Origin of the sequence: Sphingobium trunci, from assembly GCF_022664535.1 — a bacterium.
Taxonomy (GTDB): domain Bacteria; phylum Pseudomonadota; class Alphaproteobacteria; order Sphingomonadales; family Sphingomonadaceae; genus Sphingobium.
In genome coordinates, this window is sequence record NZ_JAKUJY010000002.1 from 1 (window position 1) to 17,925 (window position 17,925).

At 64.8% G+C, this 17,925-nt stretch carries 15 protein-coding genes and 1 tRNA gene; 10 read left to right on the forward strand and 6 right to left on the reverse strand.

Annotated features, from left to right (window positions below; all coding sequences use genetic code 11):
- Nucleotides 1-356 precede the first annotated feature (356 nt).
- The 3 genes from MJ601_RS02095 to MJ601_RS02105 form a co-directional block, all read right to left on the reverse strand.
- A tRNA-Ile gene (locus tag MJ601_RS02095) sits at nt 357-432 on the reverse strand.
- Nucleotides 433-501: 69 nt separating this feature from the next.
- Nucleotides 502-1,539, reverse strand: coding sequence for a polysaccharide deacetylase family protein (locus tag MJ601_RS02100; RefSeq protein WP_242122932.1), 1,038 nt, complete (start codon nt 1,537-1,539; stop codon nt 502-504).
- 58 nt (nt 1,540-1,597) lie between these two features.
- Nucleotides 1,598-3,304 (reverse strand): sensor histidine kinase, encoded by a 1,707-nt coding sequence (locus tag MJ601_RS02105; protein WP_242122933.1) that lies wholly within the window; start codon nt 3,302-3,304, stop codon nt 1,598-1,600.
- A 201-nt stretch (nt 3,305-3,505) separates the two neighbouring features.
- On the opposite strand from MJ601_RS02105, the gene MJ601_RS02110 reads away from it, so the two are divergent.
- Nucleotides 3,506-3,979 carry an Lrp/AsnC family transcriptional regulator gene (locus MJ601_RS02110; protein WP_242122934.1) on the forward strand — a complete coding sequence of 158 codons (474 nt, stop codon included), beginning with the start codon at nt 3,506-3,508 and terminating at the stop codon, nt 3,977-3,979.
- A 106-nt stretch (nt 3,980-4,085) separates the two neighbouring features.
- Here MJ601_RS02110 and MJ601_RS02115 read toward each other — a convergent pair whose 3' ends face one another.
- Entirely contained in the window at nt 4,086-5,360 is a 1,275-nt protein-coding gene (locus MJ601_RS02115; protein WP_242122935.1) for a tetratricopeptide repeat protein, read from the reverse strand.
- 106 nt (nt 5,361-5,466) lie between these two features.
- Entirely contained in the window at nt 5,467-6,747 is a 1,281-nt protein-coding gene (locus tag MJ601_RS02120) for a hypothetical protein (protein WP_242122936.1), read from the reverse strand.
- 258 nt (nt 6,748-7,005) lie between these two features.
- Here MJ601_RS02120 and gyrA point away from each other — a divergent pair, with 258 nt between their 5' ends.
- The 9 genes from gyrA (at nt 7,006) to MJ601_RS02165 (ending at nt 16,589) form a co-directional block, all read left to right on the forward strand.
- Nucleotides 7,006-9,738, forward strand: a complete 2,733-nt coding sequence (gyrA, locus tag MJ601_RS02125) for a DNA gyrase subunit A (protein ID WP_242122937.1) — start codon at nt 7,006-7,008, stop codon at nt 9,736-9,738.
- The gene (locus MJ601_RS02130) at nt 9,735-10,082 is read left to right on the forward strand and encodes a DUF952 domain-containing protein (RefSeq protein ID WP_242122938.1); all 348 of its coding nucleotides are present in this window, start codon (nt 9,735-9,737) and stop codon (nt 10,080-10,082) included. Before gyrA ends, MJ601_RS02130 begins: the two co-directional genes overlap by 4 nt.
- 197 nt (nt 10,083-10,279) lie before the next feature.
- Complete coding sequence (locus MJ601_RS02135; protein ID WP_242122939.1) at nt 10,280-10,864, forward strand: hypothetical protein; 585 nt, start codon at nt 10,280-10,282, stop codon at nt 10,862-10,864.
- A 230-nt stretch (nt 10,865-11,094) separates the two neighbouring features.
- Nucleotides 11,095-11,736, forward strand: a complete 642-nt coding sequence (locus MJ601_RS02140; RefSeq protein ID WP_242122940.1) for a phosphoribosylanthranilate isomerase — start codon at nt 11,095-11,097, stop codon at nt 11,734-11,736.
- 81 nt (nt 11,737-11,817) lie between these two features.
- Nucleotides 11,818-13,059 carry a tryptophan synthase subunit beta gene (gene trpB / locus MJ601_RS02145; protein WP_242123301.1) on the forward strand — a complete coding sequence of 414 codons (1,242 nt, stop codon included), beginning with the start codon at nt 11,818-11,820 and terminating at the stop codon, nt 13,057-13,059.
- Nucleotides 13,060-13,064: 5 nt separating this feature from the next.
- Nucleotides 13,065-13,892, forward strand: a complete 828-nt coding sequence (gene trpA / locus MJ601_RS02150) for a tryptophan synthase subunit alpha (RefSeq protein ID WP_242122941.1) — start codon at nt 13,065-13,067, stop codon at nt 13,890-13,892.
- Entirely contained in the window at nt 13,889-14,740 is an 852-nt protein-coding gene (accD, locus tag MJ601_RS02155) for an acetyl-CoA carboxylase, carboxyltransferase subunit beta (protein WP_242122942.1), read from the forward strand. Before trpA ends, accD begins: the two co-directional genes overlap by 4 nt.
- 18 nt (nt 14,741-14,758) lie before the next feature.
- The gene (locus MJ601_RS02160; RefSeq protein ID WP_242122943.1) at nt 14,759-16,081 is read left to right on the forward strand and encodes a bifunctional folylpolyglutamate synthase/dihydrofolate synthase; all 1,323 of its coding nucleotides are present in this window, start codon (nt 14,759-14,761) and stop codon (nt 16,079-16,081) included.
- 67 nt (nt 16,082-16,148) lie between these two features.
- On the forward strand, nt 16,149-16,589 hold the full coding sequence (locus MJ601_RS02165; RefSeq protein WP_242122944.1) for a DUF6628 family protein: 441 nt from the start codon (nt 16,149-16,151) through the stop codon (nt 16,587-16,589).
- Here MJ601_RS02165 and MJ601_RS02170 read toward each other — a convergent pair.
- Entirely contained in the window at nt 16,574-17,890 is a 1,317-nt protein-coding gene (locus tag MJ601_RS02170; RefSeq protein ID WP_242122945.1) for an AmpG family muropeptide MFS transporter, read from the reverse strand. The two genes, MJ601_RS02165 and MJ601_RS02170, sit on opposite strands and share 16 nt — an antisense overlap.
- Nucleotides 17,891-17,925 lie beyond the last annotated feature (35 nt).

Genomic DNA, 17,925 nt, shown 5'->3' on the forward strand with positions numbered 1-17,925 from the left:
CCCACCCCGCATGGAGCAGCAGCATGGCCCAAGCCTCAAGTCCGCGCGCCGTATTCTGATCGATTTTCATGGTGTTAACTCCCCGCCGGTGATTCGACGTGGGAGGGCCTATAGGGTCACGAAGGGGGCGCATGGCAAACGGCACAAGAGGATGTGTGTCACCACGCACACGAGTCGCATGGATGGAACCGGCGCAAAGCCGTCGCAGAATTTTTTTCGTAATCGATCTGAGGCTTGTGGGCTTGTGCCGGCCCGCACAAGCAAACGAAGCAGGGAAAATCATGCCTCTGAAACTGTGAGACAAAGTGTGAGACAGATCGCCTCAAGCCGCAGCTAAGTCATTGAAAACCAACGGTTGGTGGGCCCGGCAGGACTCGAACCCGCAACCTAGCCGTTATGAGCGGCCAGCTCTAACCATTGAGCTACAGGCCCCACCGTGAAGCGATCCCGGAACGCAGCCGATGATCGCGGCGCTTCATGCTTCCGCCCGGATAGGCAGCATCAGGCGGCTTGGCAAGCCCGTCCGCGCAGGGGAATCGCGGCAAGCAGTTGATCGAGCGTCGCGGGCAGTACGTTGCGGCGTGCCAGATGCGCCAGCACAACATCCCACCAGTGGTAAAAGGCGCTCCTGTCCGCCTCCGTCCGCACATAGGGCGTATGCCCCGGTTCCAGAGTCGGCGAATGGAAACTGAAGTTCAACAGCCGGGCCCCCTCCTCGATCAGCGCATCGATCGCCTGAATCGCTTCGCGGGCGGTTATGCCCTCCGGCGTCAGCGGCACCCGGCTCAACAGCCGTGCCCGCGCCAGGGCACCCGCCATCGCCCCCATTCCGTGCGCCTTGCGATAGAGCCGCTCCCCACCGCCCCGCAAAAGCCCGACAAACGCCGTCGACAACGGCAGTTCGACAAGCGACCGGCCGGGCGCCGCCCAGTAGGGACTGATCGGCAATCCCTGAAAATCCGGCCCATGCTGCGCGCTGTAATCGAACCGGCTGCGCACCGAACTGTCGAGGCGAAATCCCGCCTCTTCCAGCAGACGCGCGCTGTTCGGCCCGACGCCATAACGCCCCGCCCGGTAGGCGATCGGCCTGCGCCCGAACCGTTCGGCGATCCGCTGGCACAAAAATTCCAGCTTCGCCCGCTCCACCGCTTCCGGCAGAAAGCCGACATAGCTGTTCGCCGCCGTCACCTCCTCGACATATGGCGGAGTGACCCAGGGGTGGAGATGCGCGCCGATATCGGCCGTCCCGTCCGCCAGCCAACGGCCCATCATGTCGGCCGCGGCATCGCTGTCGACCACGGGATAATCCGTCACATAGACCGGCTTCACCCCCGCCGCCGCGAAAAAGGCCTGGCCGCGCTCCATGCCCTTCAAGGCCGTCACGCCATGACCGGTGCGGCTGAAAGGCGCGTTCCAGTCGAATTCCTCCTCGGTATCGACGAACAGCATGAAGCGCGTCCCGAACGCCGGATCGATCGCGATCATATCCCCTGCCGCGGGCGGGCGAAGCAGGCTACCGTCGTGGGATTGCTTGGTCATCCAGCCTCCCTATACGGATTTGGTTGAGAGAGGGTTGCCTTGGGGTGCGCTCCGAAACTCAGGCGCTGCCCACCGCGCCTTCCGTCTCGGCAATGGCAGGCACGGCAAGCAGGAACCGTCCCGGCTCGATCTCCAGCGCCCCGCCGCATCCCGCCGCCAGGCTGCGGATGAGCCGCAGGGAAAAGCCCAGGCCCAGCAATGGCCCGTCAGCCCAATTCCCATCCGGCATATAGCCGGGATCGAGAAGGCGCTCCTCCTCCATCCCCGCCAGTGTCGAAGGCCGGTCCAGCGCCAGCACCACCCTGCCCTCCGCACCATCGGGTTGATACCAGCAGGAGCCGGTCAGCACCTCGCCCGCGGGCGCCAACGATATCAGCGTTCGCAGCAGATGCTGGATCATCCGCTCTCCCTGCACCGGATCGATCCGCACCATCGGCAGGCTATGCGCCATGGCGATGTCGATCTCCGCACCTTCGGCCTGGTCGCGGAAACGGGCCGACACCTGCGTGACCAGCAAGGCCGGATCGACGGCTCTCGGCGGCTGATTGCCCTCGCCGCGCGAAACCCGCGCCGCCAGGTCAAGATCGTCGAAGGCCGCCAGCAAATGCCGGGCATCGACCGCGATCTTTCCGGCCATATCGCGATATTCGACACCCGCAGGCCCGAACAATTCCTGCTCGATAATCTCGGCGAAACCCAAGATGGCGTTCAGCGGCGTGCGCAGTTCATGCACCAATTGGCGGATCGAATCGGCGGAAAGACCAGCGATCGAGACCGGTTCCGTCCGGGGTTCAGCCGCCACCTCATGCAGATAGGGCCGCCGCGCCTGCCCGCGATAGCCCTGAAACCGTCCCGACCGGGGATCGAAAAAGGGGATGGCCGATAATCGCCATTCGCCCGCCATCGTCCCGCCGGCGATGGTATAACGGCCATTTTGAAAGCCGCTGCGCCGCATGAAGGCACCCGCGACATGCCCATCCGGCCCGCTGCCGCCCTCCAGCGCCGTTTCACTCAGCGTCAGGCCGATCAATGCCGCCCGCGGCCCCTGGTCGATCCAGACGATGGCGCCGGTCCCATCCGTCTCGAAGGCAAAGGTCCGCGGTCCCGCGGCCGCGTCACGCGCGGGCGCCTCGATCGGCTCTCCCGCCCGGCGCGCGCTGGTGAAGCGGGCGATCCGATCGACCAGGTTGCGAATCTGGCTGCGATCCCCGGCCTCTTCCTCCGCCGGATCGGCTTGCGCCTCCTGCTGGACCTCGACCGGGGCGATCATCGCTTCGGTCAGGACCATATCCTCGACAAAGGCGTCCTCACGATCGGTGGTCAGCACCAGATCCGCCGCGCCAAAGGCCTCCAGCCCCTGCGCCGTCGCCGCGCCCAGATCGCGCCGCGCCCGCAGCACCCCGCGCGCCGTTGGCGTCAGCCGGGGCAACATCTCCACCCAGGCCTCGTCCGGCAATTTCGCGCGCGACATGGCCGCCGCAGCGATGGAGGGCCGGTCGCTTGCGAAAAATTCGACCAGGGTTGGCGAGCGCAGCCGCCCGCCCAGCTCCACCACGGTCGCGATCCGCTGCGTTTCCGACAATTTCGGCCGCAACGCCGACATGCGGTCCAGCAACGCCGCGCGTTCGGCATCCGACATCACCGCCCGGTCATGCCGGTCATTCTGCGCCAGCAGATCCACGCATTGCCGCCACAGCGTCACGGCGCCCAGGCCGCTCCGGTTGTCGGCAGCCAGAACCGTTTGCATGAGATCGTTGAAGCGCACTCAAATTCCTCATTCTGGCCCCGGCGCAGCGCCAAAAACCATCGGCCGGGGATATCGTTACACAGGGATAATGCTTCGCAGCCCAAAGGGAAAGAGGCGCATGTGGGTTCTTATGCAAACGTCGCATAGTGGGACAATTGCATTGCGCTGAAATATTATTATGATAACGACCCGTTAACAGGACAGGAAATAAGCAGAATAATGGCCGGCCCCAATATTGACGACATCGACCTCCAGATCCTGGGCGAGTTGCAGGATGACGGCAGGATGACCAATGTGGAGCTGGCCCGCAAGGTGGGGCTGACGGCTCCTCCCTGCCTGCGCCGGGTCCGCGCGCTGGAGGAAAGCGGCGCGATCAGTTCCTACCATGCGGTGGTGAATCCATCGATGCTGGGCTATACCATCACGGTGTTCGCCATGGTCAGCCTGAAGAGCCAGGCCGAAGCCGACCTCAAGGCGTTCGAAGATCATATCGCCACCCTGCCCGAAGTCAGGGAATGCTACATGCTGAACGGCGAAATCGACTTCATCCTGAAGGTGGTGGCGAAGGATCTTCAGAGCTTCCAGCAGTTCCTGACGTCCAAGCTGACGCCTGCACCCAATGTGGTGAGCGTCAAGACCTCCCTCACCATCCGCACATCGAAAAACATGCCGGGCGTTCCCCTGCCGGTTTGATTCTTCCGGCAGGATCGACTGTTGCAGGTAGAAGGCGGGCATTGCTTCTCCCCTCCCGCAAGCGAGAGGGGAATGGCCCCAACCGGGCCATAAATCGCCTGTTGAATCAGCTCGCGGGCGGCACGGCCACGTGCTTGAACGCCGTCTTGCGGCTCTGCTGGTCCACCCATACCGACCAGAATCCCGCGACGTTGGCCCAGTTGCCGCTGGTCACCTGACCAAGCGCGGCCTTGGCTCCCGTCAGGTCACCCGAACGGGCGAGCGCCACGCCCAGCCGCGCATTGCCCTTGCCCGTATCGACCCCGCCCTTGGAGAGCGCCAGCCGATATTGCTCGGCCGCCTGCGGATATTGCCCCAGCGAGAAATAGGTATCCGCCACCGTCATCGCGGCGGCCCCGTCCTTGGCCGTCGCCGCCTTCTTGGCCGCGGCGGGCAGTCCGGCAATCTCCTTCACCGCCTTGGGCGTCGCGCTCTTCATGAGGCTCGCGGTCACCGCCTGGGTCGGGGTCAGCTTGCCCGCGGCCCGTCCCGCCTCGATAATCGCCTTGGTCTCGGCGCTATAACCGGTCTTTTCCGCGAGCTGGGCATAGGCCTGATAGTCCCGCTCGCTCGCCATGGCGCCGTTGGCGGCCTGCAGGCGATAGAGGTCGAGCTGGACCTGCGCATCCATGCCCGGCGCCGTCAGATAATTGGCCAGCGCCGTCCGCCATTCCCCGGCCGAATCATAATGGCTCAGCCGTTCGCGATACAGCGCGCCGACCTCTGACCAATCCCCCGCCGCATAGGCCATGGAGATCGCCCGGTCGTACCAGGCGGCCGGGATCGGCTGCCCCGCTGCCCGCTGCCGGGCCAGGGCCTCCTGCACGAAACCGCGCGCCTCCTTCGCCTTGTTCCGGCGCAGCGCTATATCCGCTCGCAGCATGGTCGCGTCGATCGGATCATAGCCCAGCGTCTTGGCATAATCGAGCTGTGCCGTGGCATCCTCATAATTGCCGACGATGAACGACAGATAGCCCGCGATGTAACGCAGGCGCGGCATGTCCCCCTTGGGCACCGAGGAAGTCTTGAACATGTCGTTCAGCGCTACACGCTCCGCCTGCCGGTCCACCTTGCGCACCGCCAGTTCGAACCGCAGCCCTGCCGCCACGTAATTTTCGAAATCGCTGACCGGCATCAGCCCGGAAATCTGCGATTGCGCGGTCGCGATGTCGCCAGCCTTGATGGCGCTGTCCGCCGCCTGCGTTGCCGCCCGAAAACTGTCCGACATCTCGATCACCGGCCCTGCCGCCACCGGCTTCTTCGCCATTGCCGGCGTGAAGGCGAGCATGCCTCCGCCCGCCAGCAGCCCCAATGTCACAATCGAATGTCGCAAGCCGGCCATATGAGCCATTCCCCTTGTCGGCCGGCATCGCCAGCCCTTTCATCATGTCCGAAGATGGAAAGGCGCGCCGCCCCTGAACAACGGCACGCCCAGATCCGCCAGGATATCAGGCCTTGGTGGCGAGATAGGCCAGCCACAGGTCGGCGATCTTCTTGCGCGAACCGGCCTGTACCGACTGGAAAGCGGCCTTGGCCGACGCATTGTCGCCGCCCAGCGCCTTGGCAATGCCGATGCGGGTGTTGATCTCGTCGGCGTCGACCCCGCCCTTCTGCTTGGCCAGCTCGAACATCGCCACCGCCTTGGCATAGTCGCCATAGCCCAGATAGGCGTCCGCCGTCGCCGCCGCGATCTTGCCGTTGGCGGCCTTCTTCGCGTCCGCCTCTGCCGAACCGAGCGACCCTTTGTCGCCCGCAATCTTCGCCGCGGCCGGCTGGTACAGATCGCCGCCCTGGCTCGCGTTCAGCACACCCTTGCTGCGGCCGGAATCGATAGCGGTCTTCACTTCGCCATAGATGCCGGTCTTCGACGCCATTTCGGCATATTCCAGATAGTCCTGCGCGACCACCAGGCCTCCCGACGCCGCCATCAGGCGCAGCACGTCCAGATTCTCGCGGTTGGAGATGGTAGGATTGGCCTGCTGGAACAGGCGGATCAGCGTGCGCAGATTTTCACCGCTGGGCGCTGCCGAATAGGCCATGGTCGCCCATTCGGTGACTTCCGGCAGCTTCGCCTGGGCCGCGCGGCCGACGCCGATCTGATACCATTGCGCGGGCACCTGGCCGCCGGCCGCCTTGGTCGCTTCGGCCGCTGCCTTCAGCGCGGCGAGGCCCTGCTGGTTGAGGCTGCGCTGCGGCTCGATCGAAGGGCTGCTCGTCCCGGCCTTGCCGAAATAGGCCTGCGCCAGCGTCACATTGACCGCTTCCGGCTTGTACCCGGCAGCGGCAGCAGCCTTGGCACGCGTGATCGCCAGATCGTAATTCTTCCCCTGCAGCGCCTGGTCGGCGGCCACGGCATTAAACTGGCCGAGCTGTTCCGGCGGCGTCAGCCCGCTGTCCAGCATCTGCGTCAGCGCCTCGCTCTGCAACGCGGCGTCCTTGGCGCCGATCGAGGTGTTCAGCTTGATCGCGCCGATCTGATATTTGTCGTCGTTCGACTTGGCCTTGCTGTCGGCGTCGGCCAGCGCCGCCTTGGCGCCCGCGAAATCCTGCTTTTCGGCGGCGGCCTGCGCGGCCTGCAGCGCCTTGATCACATCGGGCGAGACATTCAGCTTGGGCGCGTTGCCCTTCTTCTCTTCCTTCTTGGCCGCGAATGCCGGGGCCGAAACGGCGCCACCGGCGAGCGCAAGGGTCAGCGCGAGCGCAACGGGGGTAACAAAACGCATGTTCATCTTCTCCTCTGCGCCCGGGGGACAGGCGGCCTTGTTTGACGCCGATTAGGGGTCAGCGCGTGAATAACGTTTGAACAGCCTATATGCACCAGTTGACCGCCTGTCAGCCCCTTCCCCGCATTCTGCCGCTCTGGCCATCCTGCGCTTCATACAGCTTGGCCTTTCGCGCGCGCGTACGTGCGCGCGAGGGGTGACAATATTGTTTCGCTCCGCTAGTGATGCGGCAACACAGCCTTTTCATCCAAAAAGAGAATCGCATTGACCGACGAGACTGCCCTCGCCGACCCTTCGGACATCAGCCCCATCTCCATCGTGGAGGAGATGAAGGCGAGCTATCTCGACTATGCCATGTCGGTTATCGTTGCCCGCGCCCTGCCTGACGTGCGCGACGGCCTGAAGCCCGTGCATCGCCGCATTCTCTTCTCGGCCCATGAATCGGGCTTCACCTACAACAAGCCCTATCGCAAGTCGGCGCGCATCGTCGGCGACGTGATCGGTAAATATCACCCCCATGGCGACACGGCCATTTATGACGCGCTGGCGCGCATGACCCAGGACTGGTCGATGCGCGTGCCGCTGATCGACGGCCAGGGGAATTTCGGTTCGATGGACCCCGATCCGCCGGCTGCCATGCGTTATACGGAAGCGCGCCTGGCCAAGGTGACGAACGCCCTGCTGGACGATCTCGACAAGGATACCGTCGATTTCCAGCCCAATTATGACGCCTCGGAAAGCGAACCGCAGGTCCTGCCCGCGCGCTTCCCCAACCTGCTGGTGAACGGCGCCGGCGGGATCGCGGTCGGCATGGCGACCAACATTCCGCCCCATAATCTGGGCGAAGTGATCCGCGCCTGCCTCGCCTATATCGACAATACAGGCATCACGGTGGACGAGCTGATCCAGATCGTCCCCGGCCCCGATTTCCCCACCGCGCCGCTGATCCTCGGCCAGTCCGGCGCCCGCAGCGCCTATCATACCGGGCGCGGCTCGATCATCATGCGCGCGCGCCATGTGGTCGAGGAAGGGCGCGGCGACCGCCGCTCCATCGTCCTGACCGCCATCCCCTATCAGGTCGGCAAGAACGGCCTGGTCGAAAAGATCGCTGAAGCTGCCAAGGACAAGCGGATCGAGGGCATCAGCGACATTCGCGACGAATCGAGCCGCGAGGGCGTGCGCATCGTCATGGACCTGAAGCGCGACGCCACGCCGGAAGTCGTGCTCAACCAGCTCTGGCGCAACACCCCCGCCCAGTCGAGCTTCCCGGCCAATATGCTCGCCATTCGCGGCGGCCGCCCGGAACTGCTCAACATCCGCGACATTATCGAGGCCTTCGTCCGCTTCCGCGAAGAGGTCATCACCCGCCGCACCAAATATGAACTCAACAAGGCCCGCGACCGCGCGCATATCCTGCTGGGCTTGGTCATCGCGGTCACCAACCTCGATGAAGTCGTCCGCATCATCCGCGGCTCGGCCAGCCCGGCCGAGGCGCGCGAAACCCTGCTCGCCCGCGACTGGCCCGTGGCGGAGATCGCCCCCTATCTGAAGCTGGTGGAAGCGATCGAGACGGAAGCCACCGGCGACACCTATCGCCTGTCCGACACGCAGGTCCGCGCCATACTCGACCTGCGCCTGCACCGCCTCACCGCGCTGGGCCGCGACGAGATCGGCAATGAACTGGCTGAACTGGCCGCCGCCATCACCGAATATCTCGCCATCCTCGGCGACCGGCGCAAGCTCTACGCCGTCATGCGTGAGGAATTCGAGGCGATCGAGCGCGATTTCGCCACCCCGCGCCTGTCGGAGATCACCGCCGCCGCCGATGGCATCGAGGATGAGGATCTGATCGAGCGCGAGGAGATGGTCGTCACCGTCACCGTGCAGGGCTATATCAAGCGCACCCCGCTTGAAAGCTTCCGTGCCCAGGCGCGCGGCGGCAAGGGCCGCTCCGGCATGACCACCAAGGATGAGGATGCGATCACCGAACTGTTCGTGACCTCCACCCACACGCCGGTCCTGTTCTTCTCGACGGCGGGCAAGGTCTATCGCCTCAAGGTCTGGCGCCTGCCCGAGGGCGGCCCGGCGACGCGCGGCCGCCCGATGGTGAACTTGCTCCCGCTCGGCCCCGGCGAGACGATCCAGACCGTCCTGCCGCTGCCGGAGGATGAGGAAAGCTGGAAGGACCTGCATGTCATGTTCGCCACCGCGAACGGCACGGTCCGCCGCAACAGCATGGACGCCTTCGCCAACATCCCGTCGAACGGCAAGATCGCCATGCGCTTCGACGATGAAAGCACCGACCGCCTGATCGGCGTGGCGCTGCTTTCCGAAGAGGATGACGTGCTGCTCGCCACCCGCCAGGGCAAGGCGATCCGCTTCCAGGCGACCGACGTGCGCGAATTCCAGAGCCGCACATCGACCGGCGTGCGCGGCATGACGCTCAAGGGCGATGACGAGGTCATCTCGCTCTCCGTCCTTCATCGCGCGGGCGCCAGCCAGGAAGAACGCGACGACTATCTCCGCTTCGCTCCGTGGAAGCCGGAGAAGGAAGGTTCGCCGCAGATGAGCGAGGAACGCTTCGCTGAATTGCAGGCCAAGGAGCAGTTCATTCTCACCGTCTGCGCCAACGGCTATGGCAAGCTGTCCTCCGCCTATGACTATCGCCGCACCGGACGCGGCGGTCAGGGCATCACCAATATCGACAATATCGGCCGCAACGGCCCGGTCGTCGCCAGCTTCCCTGCGACGCAGGGCGACCAGTTGATGCTCGTCACCGACCAGGCGAAGCTGATCCGCATGGGCCTCGATTCCCTGCGCGTCATCGGCCGCAACTCGGCGGGCGTGCGTCTCTTCAACGTATCGGACGACGAACATGTCGTCAGCGCCGCGAAGATCGAGGAAAGCGACGAAGAGACGGAGGTGAGCACCCCGGCGGGCCTCGAGACCGGCCCTGATGTCAGCCCCGAAGCCGATCCGGACCTGACCGGGGAGTGACCGACCTCTTCGCCTACAAGATCCTGACGAAAGATCAGTATGAGCAGCTCAGGACCGACGGCGTGTTCAAGGGCGCGCCCGTCGATCTGGCTGACGGCTATATCCACATGTCCACCCGCGAGCAGGCGGCCGAAACCGCCGCGAAGCATTTCGCTGGCCAGGACAATCTGGTGATGCTGATGATCGACCTCGCCCCCTTCGGCGAAGCGATCAAATGGGAAGAATCACGCGGCGGCGCGCTGTTCCCCCACCTTTATGGCGACCTGCCGCTGAGCGCCGTCGCAGGCAAGGTCGTCCTGCGGCTGGACGAACGGGGCATGCATCTGTTTCCCGCGGGATTTTGAACTCTATTCGGCTCAAGCAAAGACAAACAAAGCTCATCCCATCTCCCATTGCCACCCATTTCGGTCTTTCCCGCGAACGCGGGGATGATGGGTAGTCAGTTGCCATTCCGGCTTTGGAAATGCGGGGATGGAAAGGGGCCGTTAAACTGCGCCGCTCTACTCTATCGATCGCAACAACTATCGATAGGCTGACGCCGATGTGGCATTTCAAGCGGCATGGATCAACTTCCCACTGGATTATGGCGGCAGCGGCAGCAGTGGCAGTTTTTCCCGGCTCAGCCGATGCTTGCCGGACGTTCGTTTCTCCGAAATTCGAGGACGTAATTTATGCCGATGTCGTCGTGATCGGTCGCATAGATAATTATCGGATCATCCGCGACGAAGCGTTTCGCAAGCGGATGCTCGCAACGCCCAATCTGTCCGCTCCGATGCGCAAGACTTATGAGGATCCCACGCAAGGCTTGCTGTCTGATTACGCGCGTTTCGACATTCAGGTGGAACAGGTTCTCATCGGCCACGCGCCGAGTAAGCTATCAGTCACATGGAATAATTCGACGTTCGGGGAACCGGAGAAGATGGGCGCAGGACGCTATCTTATCGCGCTGCGCCGGCCGAACTCAGCCAGCCCTCCGTTGCGCGGTCCAAGTGCGACAATCTGGCCTAGCCCCGACCTTAATGCTTTAACTCTTCTACAGGCGCCATGCTCAAGGGCCTTTATCTACGACGCTGACAGCAGTGAGGCCGGGACCATTCGGAGAATTTTGAAGACCCGCCGGAAATAGCCGGCATTGGTTCCTATGTCAGGTTTCGGAACCCGCCTCCGGCTCAACAAAAATAAAATCGGTCGGAAAGCAGTTATTCCCTGCTCTCCATCCTCTCAATCTTCCCGCCGTTTACCTAATAGTCGCACCCATCCCATCTGATCCGCGGCGAATAGGCGCCAGACCATGCCCATCTATGGCTGGCCCTGCACGACATGGACCTGAGCGCATCAACCGCCTAAAGCGCCCGCATGTCCCGACTCGCCATCAAGATTTGCGGCCTTTCGACGCCGGACACGGTAGGCGCCGCCGTGCAGGCAGGCGCGGCGCATCTGGGTTTCGTCCATTTCCCCAAAAGCCCCCGTCATGTCGAAGCGGACCAGCTTCGCGCCCTGGCCGCCCCGGTGCCTTCGCATGTCGGGCGCGTCGCCGTCCTTGTCGATCCCAACGACGAAACCCTGGCGGAACTCGCTGCCACGGGCGCCCTCACCGCACTCCAGCTCCACGGCAAGGAAAGCCCCGAGCGCACAGCCGCCATCCGGACCCGCTTCGCCATCCCCGTCTGGAAGGCCATCTCCGTCAAGACCGGCGCCGACATTGACGCCGCAAAGGCCTATGGCGGCGCCGCCGACCTCCTTCTCTTCGACGCCAAGACGCCGGAAGGTGCGGCGCTTCCCGGCGGCATGGGCCTGCGCTTCGACTGGACGCTGCTGCGCGGCGTTCCCATACCCATGCCATGGGGGCTGTCGGGCGGTCTTGGCGTCGACAATGTCGCCGAGGCCCTCCGCATCACCGGCGCCCCGCTGGTCGATGTTTCCTCCGGCGTGGAAAGCGCGCCAGGCATCAAGAGTGTGGACAAGATCATGGCCTTCTGCAATGCGGCGTCCTCATGAGGCAGCTAACCGGCACACGATGGCGTTGATCACTTCCCTTGCACCCAAGAAGTGAACCTATTGCCTGACGAGACTGATCCGATGACCGACACCATATCCCTGCCCAACAGCCTGCGATCGCAGCCCGACGCGTCCGGCCATTTCGGCGCTTTCGGCGGCCGCTACGTCGCCGAAACGCTGATGCCGCTCATCCTTGAACTGGAAAAGGTCTACAGGGAAGCCCGGCAGGACCCTGCCTTCGACGCCGAGTTCACCCAATTGCTGCGCAGCTATGTCGGTCGCCCCAACCCGCTTTATTACGCCGGGCGCCTGACCGAAGCCCTGCGCGCCGGGGCCGAACCGGGCAAGGGCGCGAAAATCTACCTGAAGCGCGAGGAGCTGAACCACACCGGCGCGCACAAGATCAACAATTGCATCGGCCAGGCGCTGCTCGCCCGCCGCATGGGCAAGAGGAAGGTCATCGCCGAAACCGGCGCGGGCCAGCATGGCGTCGCCACCGCGACCGTCGCCGCCCTGTTCGGCATGGAATGCAAGATCTTCATGGGCGCCAAGGATGTCGAGCGGCAGAAGCCCAACGTCTTCCGCATGAAGCTGCTCGGCGCGGAGGTCATTCCCGTCGTCTCCGGTTCGCAGACGCTGAAGGACGCGATGAACGACGCCCTGCGCCACTGGGTCTCGAACGTCCACGATACCTTCTACATCATCGGCACCGCCGCTGGCCCGCACCCCTATCCTGAACTGGTCCGCGACTTCCAGTCGATCATCGGCAAGGAAGCGCGCGAACAGATATTGGAGATCGAGGGCCGCCTGCCCGACATGCTGATCGCTCCGGTCGGCGGCGGCTCCAACGCCATCGGCCTGTTCCACCCCTTCCTCGACGACGCGGAGGTCAAGATGATCGGCGTCGAAGCGGCGGGCGAAGGCCTGGCCGGCAAGCACGCAGCCTCCCTTGCGGGCGGCAAGTCGGGCGTGCTGCACGGCAACCGCACCTATCTGCTTCAGGATGAGGACGGCCAGATCACCGAAGCGCACAGCATTTCCGCCGGCCTCGACTATCCCGGCATCGGTCCCGAACATAGCTGGCTGCATGAAATCGGCCGCGTCCAATATATGCCGATCACCGACGACGAGGCGCTGGCGAGCTTCCAGAAGCTCTCCGCGCTCGAAGGCATCATCCCGGCGCTCGAATCCGCCCATGCGATCGCCAGCGCGGAAAAGGTCGCGCCCACGCTCGATGCCGACCAGATCCTGATCGTCAATCTCTCCGGCCGTGGCGACAAGGACATCTTCACCGTCGCCAGCGCCCTGGGTGTGGAAATATGACCTCCATGACCGACCGCCTCTCCGCCCGCTTCGCCGCCTGCAGCAATGCGGGCCGCGCCGCGCTCATCACCTTCGTCACGGCAGGCGACCCGACCGTCGCCGCGACGCCCGCCATTCTCGACGCATTGGTTGAGGGCGGCGCGGACGTCATCGAACTGGGCATGCCCTTCACCGATCCCATGGCCGACGGCCCGGCGATCGAGCTCGCCAATCTGCGCAGCCTGGGTTCCGGCACGAAGACGAAGGACATCTTCGCCCTCGCCACCGCCTTCCGCTTGCGTCACCCCGAAACGCCGCTGGTGCTGATGGGCTATGCCAATCCGATGCTGGTGCGCGGTTCCCAATGGTTCGCCGACCAGTGCAGGGCCGCGGGCGTCGACGGCGTCATCTGCGTCGATGTCCCGCCGGAGGAGGACGCCGAAATCGGCCCTGCCCTGCGCGCGGCGGGCATCCACCTCATCCGCCTCGCCACGCCGACCACCGATGCGGCCCGCCTGCCCACCGTGCTGAACGGGGCGAGCGGCTTCCTCTACCATGTCGCCGTCGCGGGCATCACCGGCAAGCAGCAGGCCGCGCAGGCCGCCGTCGAACAGGCGGTGGCAAAGCTCAAGGCCGCCACCAACCTGCCCATCGCGGTCGGCTTTGGCGTGCGTTCCGCCGAGCAGGCCGCCGCCATCGGCCGCGTCGCCGACGGCGTGGTGGTGGGTTCGGCCATTGTCGACATCGTCGGATCGCATGGCGATGCCGCCGCGCCCTTCGTCCGGGATTTCGTCGCCACCCTTCGCGGCGCCCTCAACGCCAACAGCCCTCATTTCCGGGAGACCGCTGCATGAGCTGGATCAACCGCGTCCGAAACGCCCTGCCCTTCATCGCCAAGAAGGAAACCACGGCCGAAACGCTGTGGCACAAATGCCCGTCCTGCGCGGAGATGATCTTCATCAAGGAATGGGAGGACAATCTCTCGGTCTGCCCCCGTTGCGACCATCATGGCCGCATCGGCCCGTCGGAGCGCTTCGAACATATATTGGACGCCGGTTTCATCCTGCTGCCCACCCCGCAGGTGCAGGAAGACCCGCTCAAATTCCGCGATTCGAAACGCTATCCCGACCGCATCAAGGCCGCCCGCGCCGCCACCGGCGATCAGGACGCGCTCATCAACGCGCGCGGCGCGATCGATGACGTTCCGCTGGTCATGGGCGTACAGAATTTCGCCTATATGGGCGGATCGATGGGCATGGGCGTCGGCGCCGCCTTCATCCAGGGCATCAACGAAGCCATCGCCCATAAATGCCCCTATGTGATCTTCACGGCGGCGGGCGGCGCGCGCATGCAGGAGGGCATTCTCTCCCTCATGCAGATGCCCCGCTCGACCGTCGCGATCCGGAAGCTGCACGCGGCGGGCCTGCCCTATATCGTCGTCCTGACCGATCCCACCACCGGCGGCGTCACGGCGAGCTATGCGATGCTGGGCGACATCCAGATCGCGGAGCCCAATGCCCTGATCGGCTTCGCGGGCCAGCGCGTCATCGAAAACACCATTCGCGAAAAGCTGCCCGACGGATTCCAGCGCGCCGAATATCTGCTCGACCACGGCATGCTGGACATGGTCGTGCACCGGAGCGAGCTGCGCGACACGCTGGCACGGGTGATCGGCTATCTGATGCCCCGCGCCGCCGCCTGAAAACGGCAGGAAACCGCGATGCCCGACCATGCCGTCTCCGACGATCCGGGCGTCCAGGCCCAGCTTGATCGTCTCGCGATGCTGTCGCCCGGCGCCGACATACTGGGCCTGGAGCGCATCACGGCGCTGCTCGACCGCGTCGGCAACCCGCACCGCGCGCTGCCCCCTGTCTTCCATGTCGCCGGCACCAACGGCAAGGGATCGACCTGCGCCTTCCTGCGTGCCGCGCTGGAGGCGGACGGCAAGACCGTCCATGTCTTCACCTCCCCCCATCTGGTGCGCTTCAACGAGCGCGTCAGGATCAGCGGCAAGCTGATCTCCGACGAAGCGCTCGCCCGCTATCTCTCCCGCGTCCTCGATGTGGCGGAGGGGATCGGCGCCAGCTTCTTCGAGGTCACCACCGCCGCCGCCTTCCTGGCCTTTTCCGAACATCCGGCGGACGCCTGCATCATCGAGGTAGGGCTGGGCGGGCGCCTCGACGCGACCAATGTGATCGAAAAGCCGGTGATCTGCGGCATCGCCCAGCTCGGCATCGACCATCAAAGCTTCCTCGGCACCACGCTGAAGCAGATCGCCGCCGAAAAGGCCGGCATCGCCAAGCCCGGCGCGCCGCTGGTGACGCAGCGCTATGCCGATTCGCTCTTCCCGGTGATGCTGGACGCGGCCGCCCGCAACCGGACCCAATGGTTCGCCATGGGCGAGAGCTGGGATGCGGCGGCCTATCGCGACCGCCTCCATTATCGCGACGATCAGGGACGGCTGGAAACCCCGCTCCCCCGTCTGCCCGGCGCGCATCAGGTCCATAATGCAGCGCTCGCCTTCGCCATGCTGCGCCATCAGACTAGGGTGCCGGTCAGCGAGGCCGCGCTCAAGGCCGCGCCGCTCTGGGCGCACTGGCCCGCACGCCTGCAAAGGCTGGACCATGGTCCGCTGCTCGCTTCGCTGCCGGACGCCGCCGAAGCCTGGCTCGACGGCGGCCATAATGCAGGCGCCGGAGAAGCCATCGCCGCCTTCTTCACCCCGGAACGTCTGGAAGGGCGAAAGCTCCAGCTCGTCATCGGCATGCTGTCGAACAAGGATCTGGACGCCTATCTCGTCCCCTTCGCCGGACGCGTCGCGCATATCCATGCACTGCCGGTGCCCGGCCACGACCATCACCCGCCCGAGCGATTCGCGGCCATTGCCGAGCAGTGGGGCATTCCCTGCACCCCGCATGACGGGCCGGAGCAGGCGATCGAGGCCATCGCTGCCCAGCCCGGCCCGGCGCCCAGGTTGCTGATTGCAGGCTCGCTCTACCTCGCCGGTGAAATTTTGCGGCTGAACGGGCAATTGCCCGACTGAAATAACTTGCGATTGACTCGCAATAGCGTAATCATGCCTTCCCACGATAAAGGCAAGGTATCCGCGCATGACCCCTGCAGAGCCATCCTCCCTCGACCAGCCCCGCTCGCTGCCCGGCGGCTACGGCAACCGGCTGTTTCTCTATGTCATGCGTCGCATGGCGACGGCGGGCGTCAACGATGCCCATGCCGCCAACGCCATGCTGGGCGCCTTCGGCCGCAGCTATCGCCGCCCGCTGGTGCTGATGCGGGCGATGATGCTGGAACTGGCCCGCAGCTCCAGCCGCAAGATATTGATCGCGCCCTGCTGCTGCTCGCGCATGACGACGGACGAGGCGCTGATGATGCAGGCGGCGAGCTGTTCCCTGCGCAGCCCCCGCACCGCCTATGACGCGGTTGCGACCTTGCTCGGCAACGACCATGCTCTCGGCGCACTCACCTGCCTGCAAGCCGTGTCGCAGGCGCACAGCGATCTCGGCCGTCCACTGGACCTTTACGCGGCGGGCTGAACCTCAGCCGCACTGCCCACGCTGGCATCGATCAACCCCGCGCGCATCATCAGCCAGAAGAGGATGATGCCCGGCAGCGAAATCACGGTCGTCAGCAGGTAGAAGTCGACATAGCCCAGCCGTTCGATCAACGCGCCTGCCGTGGTCCCGGTCAGGAACCGCCCGACGATGCTCGCCGCCGCCGAAATCAGCGCATATTGCGCGGCGGTGAAGCGCAGGTCGCACAAGGCCGAGAAATAGGCGACCACCGTCACCCCGCCAATGCCGCTCGCGAAATTCTCGAAACCGATGGCGCCTGCCATGCCCCAATTGCTCTTGCCCAGCGCGGCCAGCAGGGCGAAGCTGAAATTGGACACGCCCATCAGCCACAGGCTGACCAGCACCGACCGCTTCATTCCCATGCGCGCATAGAGCACGCCGCCCACGAAAATGCCGATAAGATAGGCCCAGAAGCCGATCCCCACGTCGTAGATGGCGATCTCGTCATTGGTATAGCCCATGTCGTCGAACAGCAGGCGGAAGGTCAGATTGGCCAGCGTATCCCCGATCTTGTGCAGCAGGATGAACAGCAGCACCAGCCAGGCCCCGCGCCGCCGGAAAAACTCGACCAGCGGCCCGGCGATCGACTGCCACACTTCCCCGGCGCCACGCCGGGCGGTGGGCTCGCGATGCCGCTCCGGCTCACCCAGCACCAGTCCGGTCAGCATGGCGGGCAGCGCGAAGACGGCGCAGGCGAGATAGGCCCCATGCCACCCGATCCGCGCCGCCAGCACCAGCGCCAGCGCGCCCGCCGCGACCGATCCGATCCGCCAGCCATATTGCGACATGCCCGAACCCACGCCCAGTTGTTCGGGCCGCAATGTCTCGATCCGGTAGGCATCGATCACGATGTCGAAGGTCGCCCCGGCCATCCCGACCAATATGGCGGCATAGGCCGTCCGCAGCAGGCTGGTCGAGGGATCGACCAGCGCCAGATTGGCCACCGCCGCCATCACCAGCACCCCTGCCACCAGCAGCCAGGAAACCCGCTGGCCCAGCCGCCCGATCACCGGCAACCGGACGCCATCGACCACCCAGGCCCACAGCCATTTGAGATTATAGACGAGGAAAGCGAGGGTGAAGGCCGTCACCGCCTTCTTGTCGATCCCGTCCTGCGCCAACCGCGTGGTCAGCGTCGCACCGATCATCGCATAGGGAAAGCCCGACGATATGCCCAGAAAAAAGGCCCCCAGGGGCGCCTTCTCGATATAGGGTTTCACCGCATCCAGCCAGCTTGCCGAGCCATTGGCGATGTCGGTCATAAATTATGCGCCCCCGGAAATATTCTGCGGGGGCC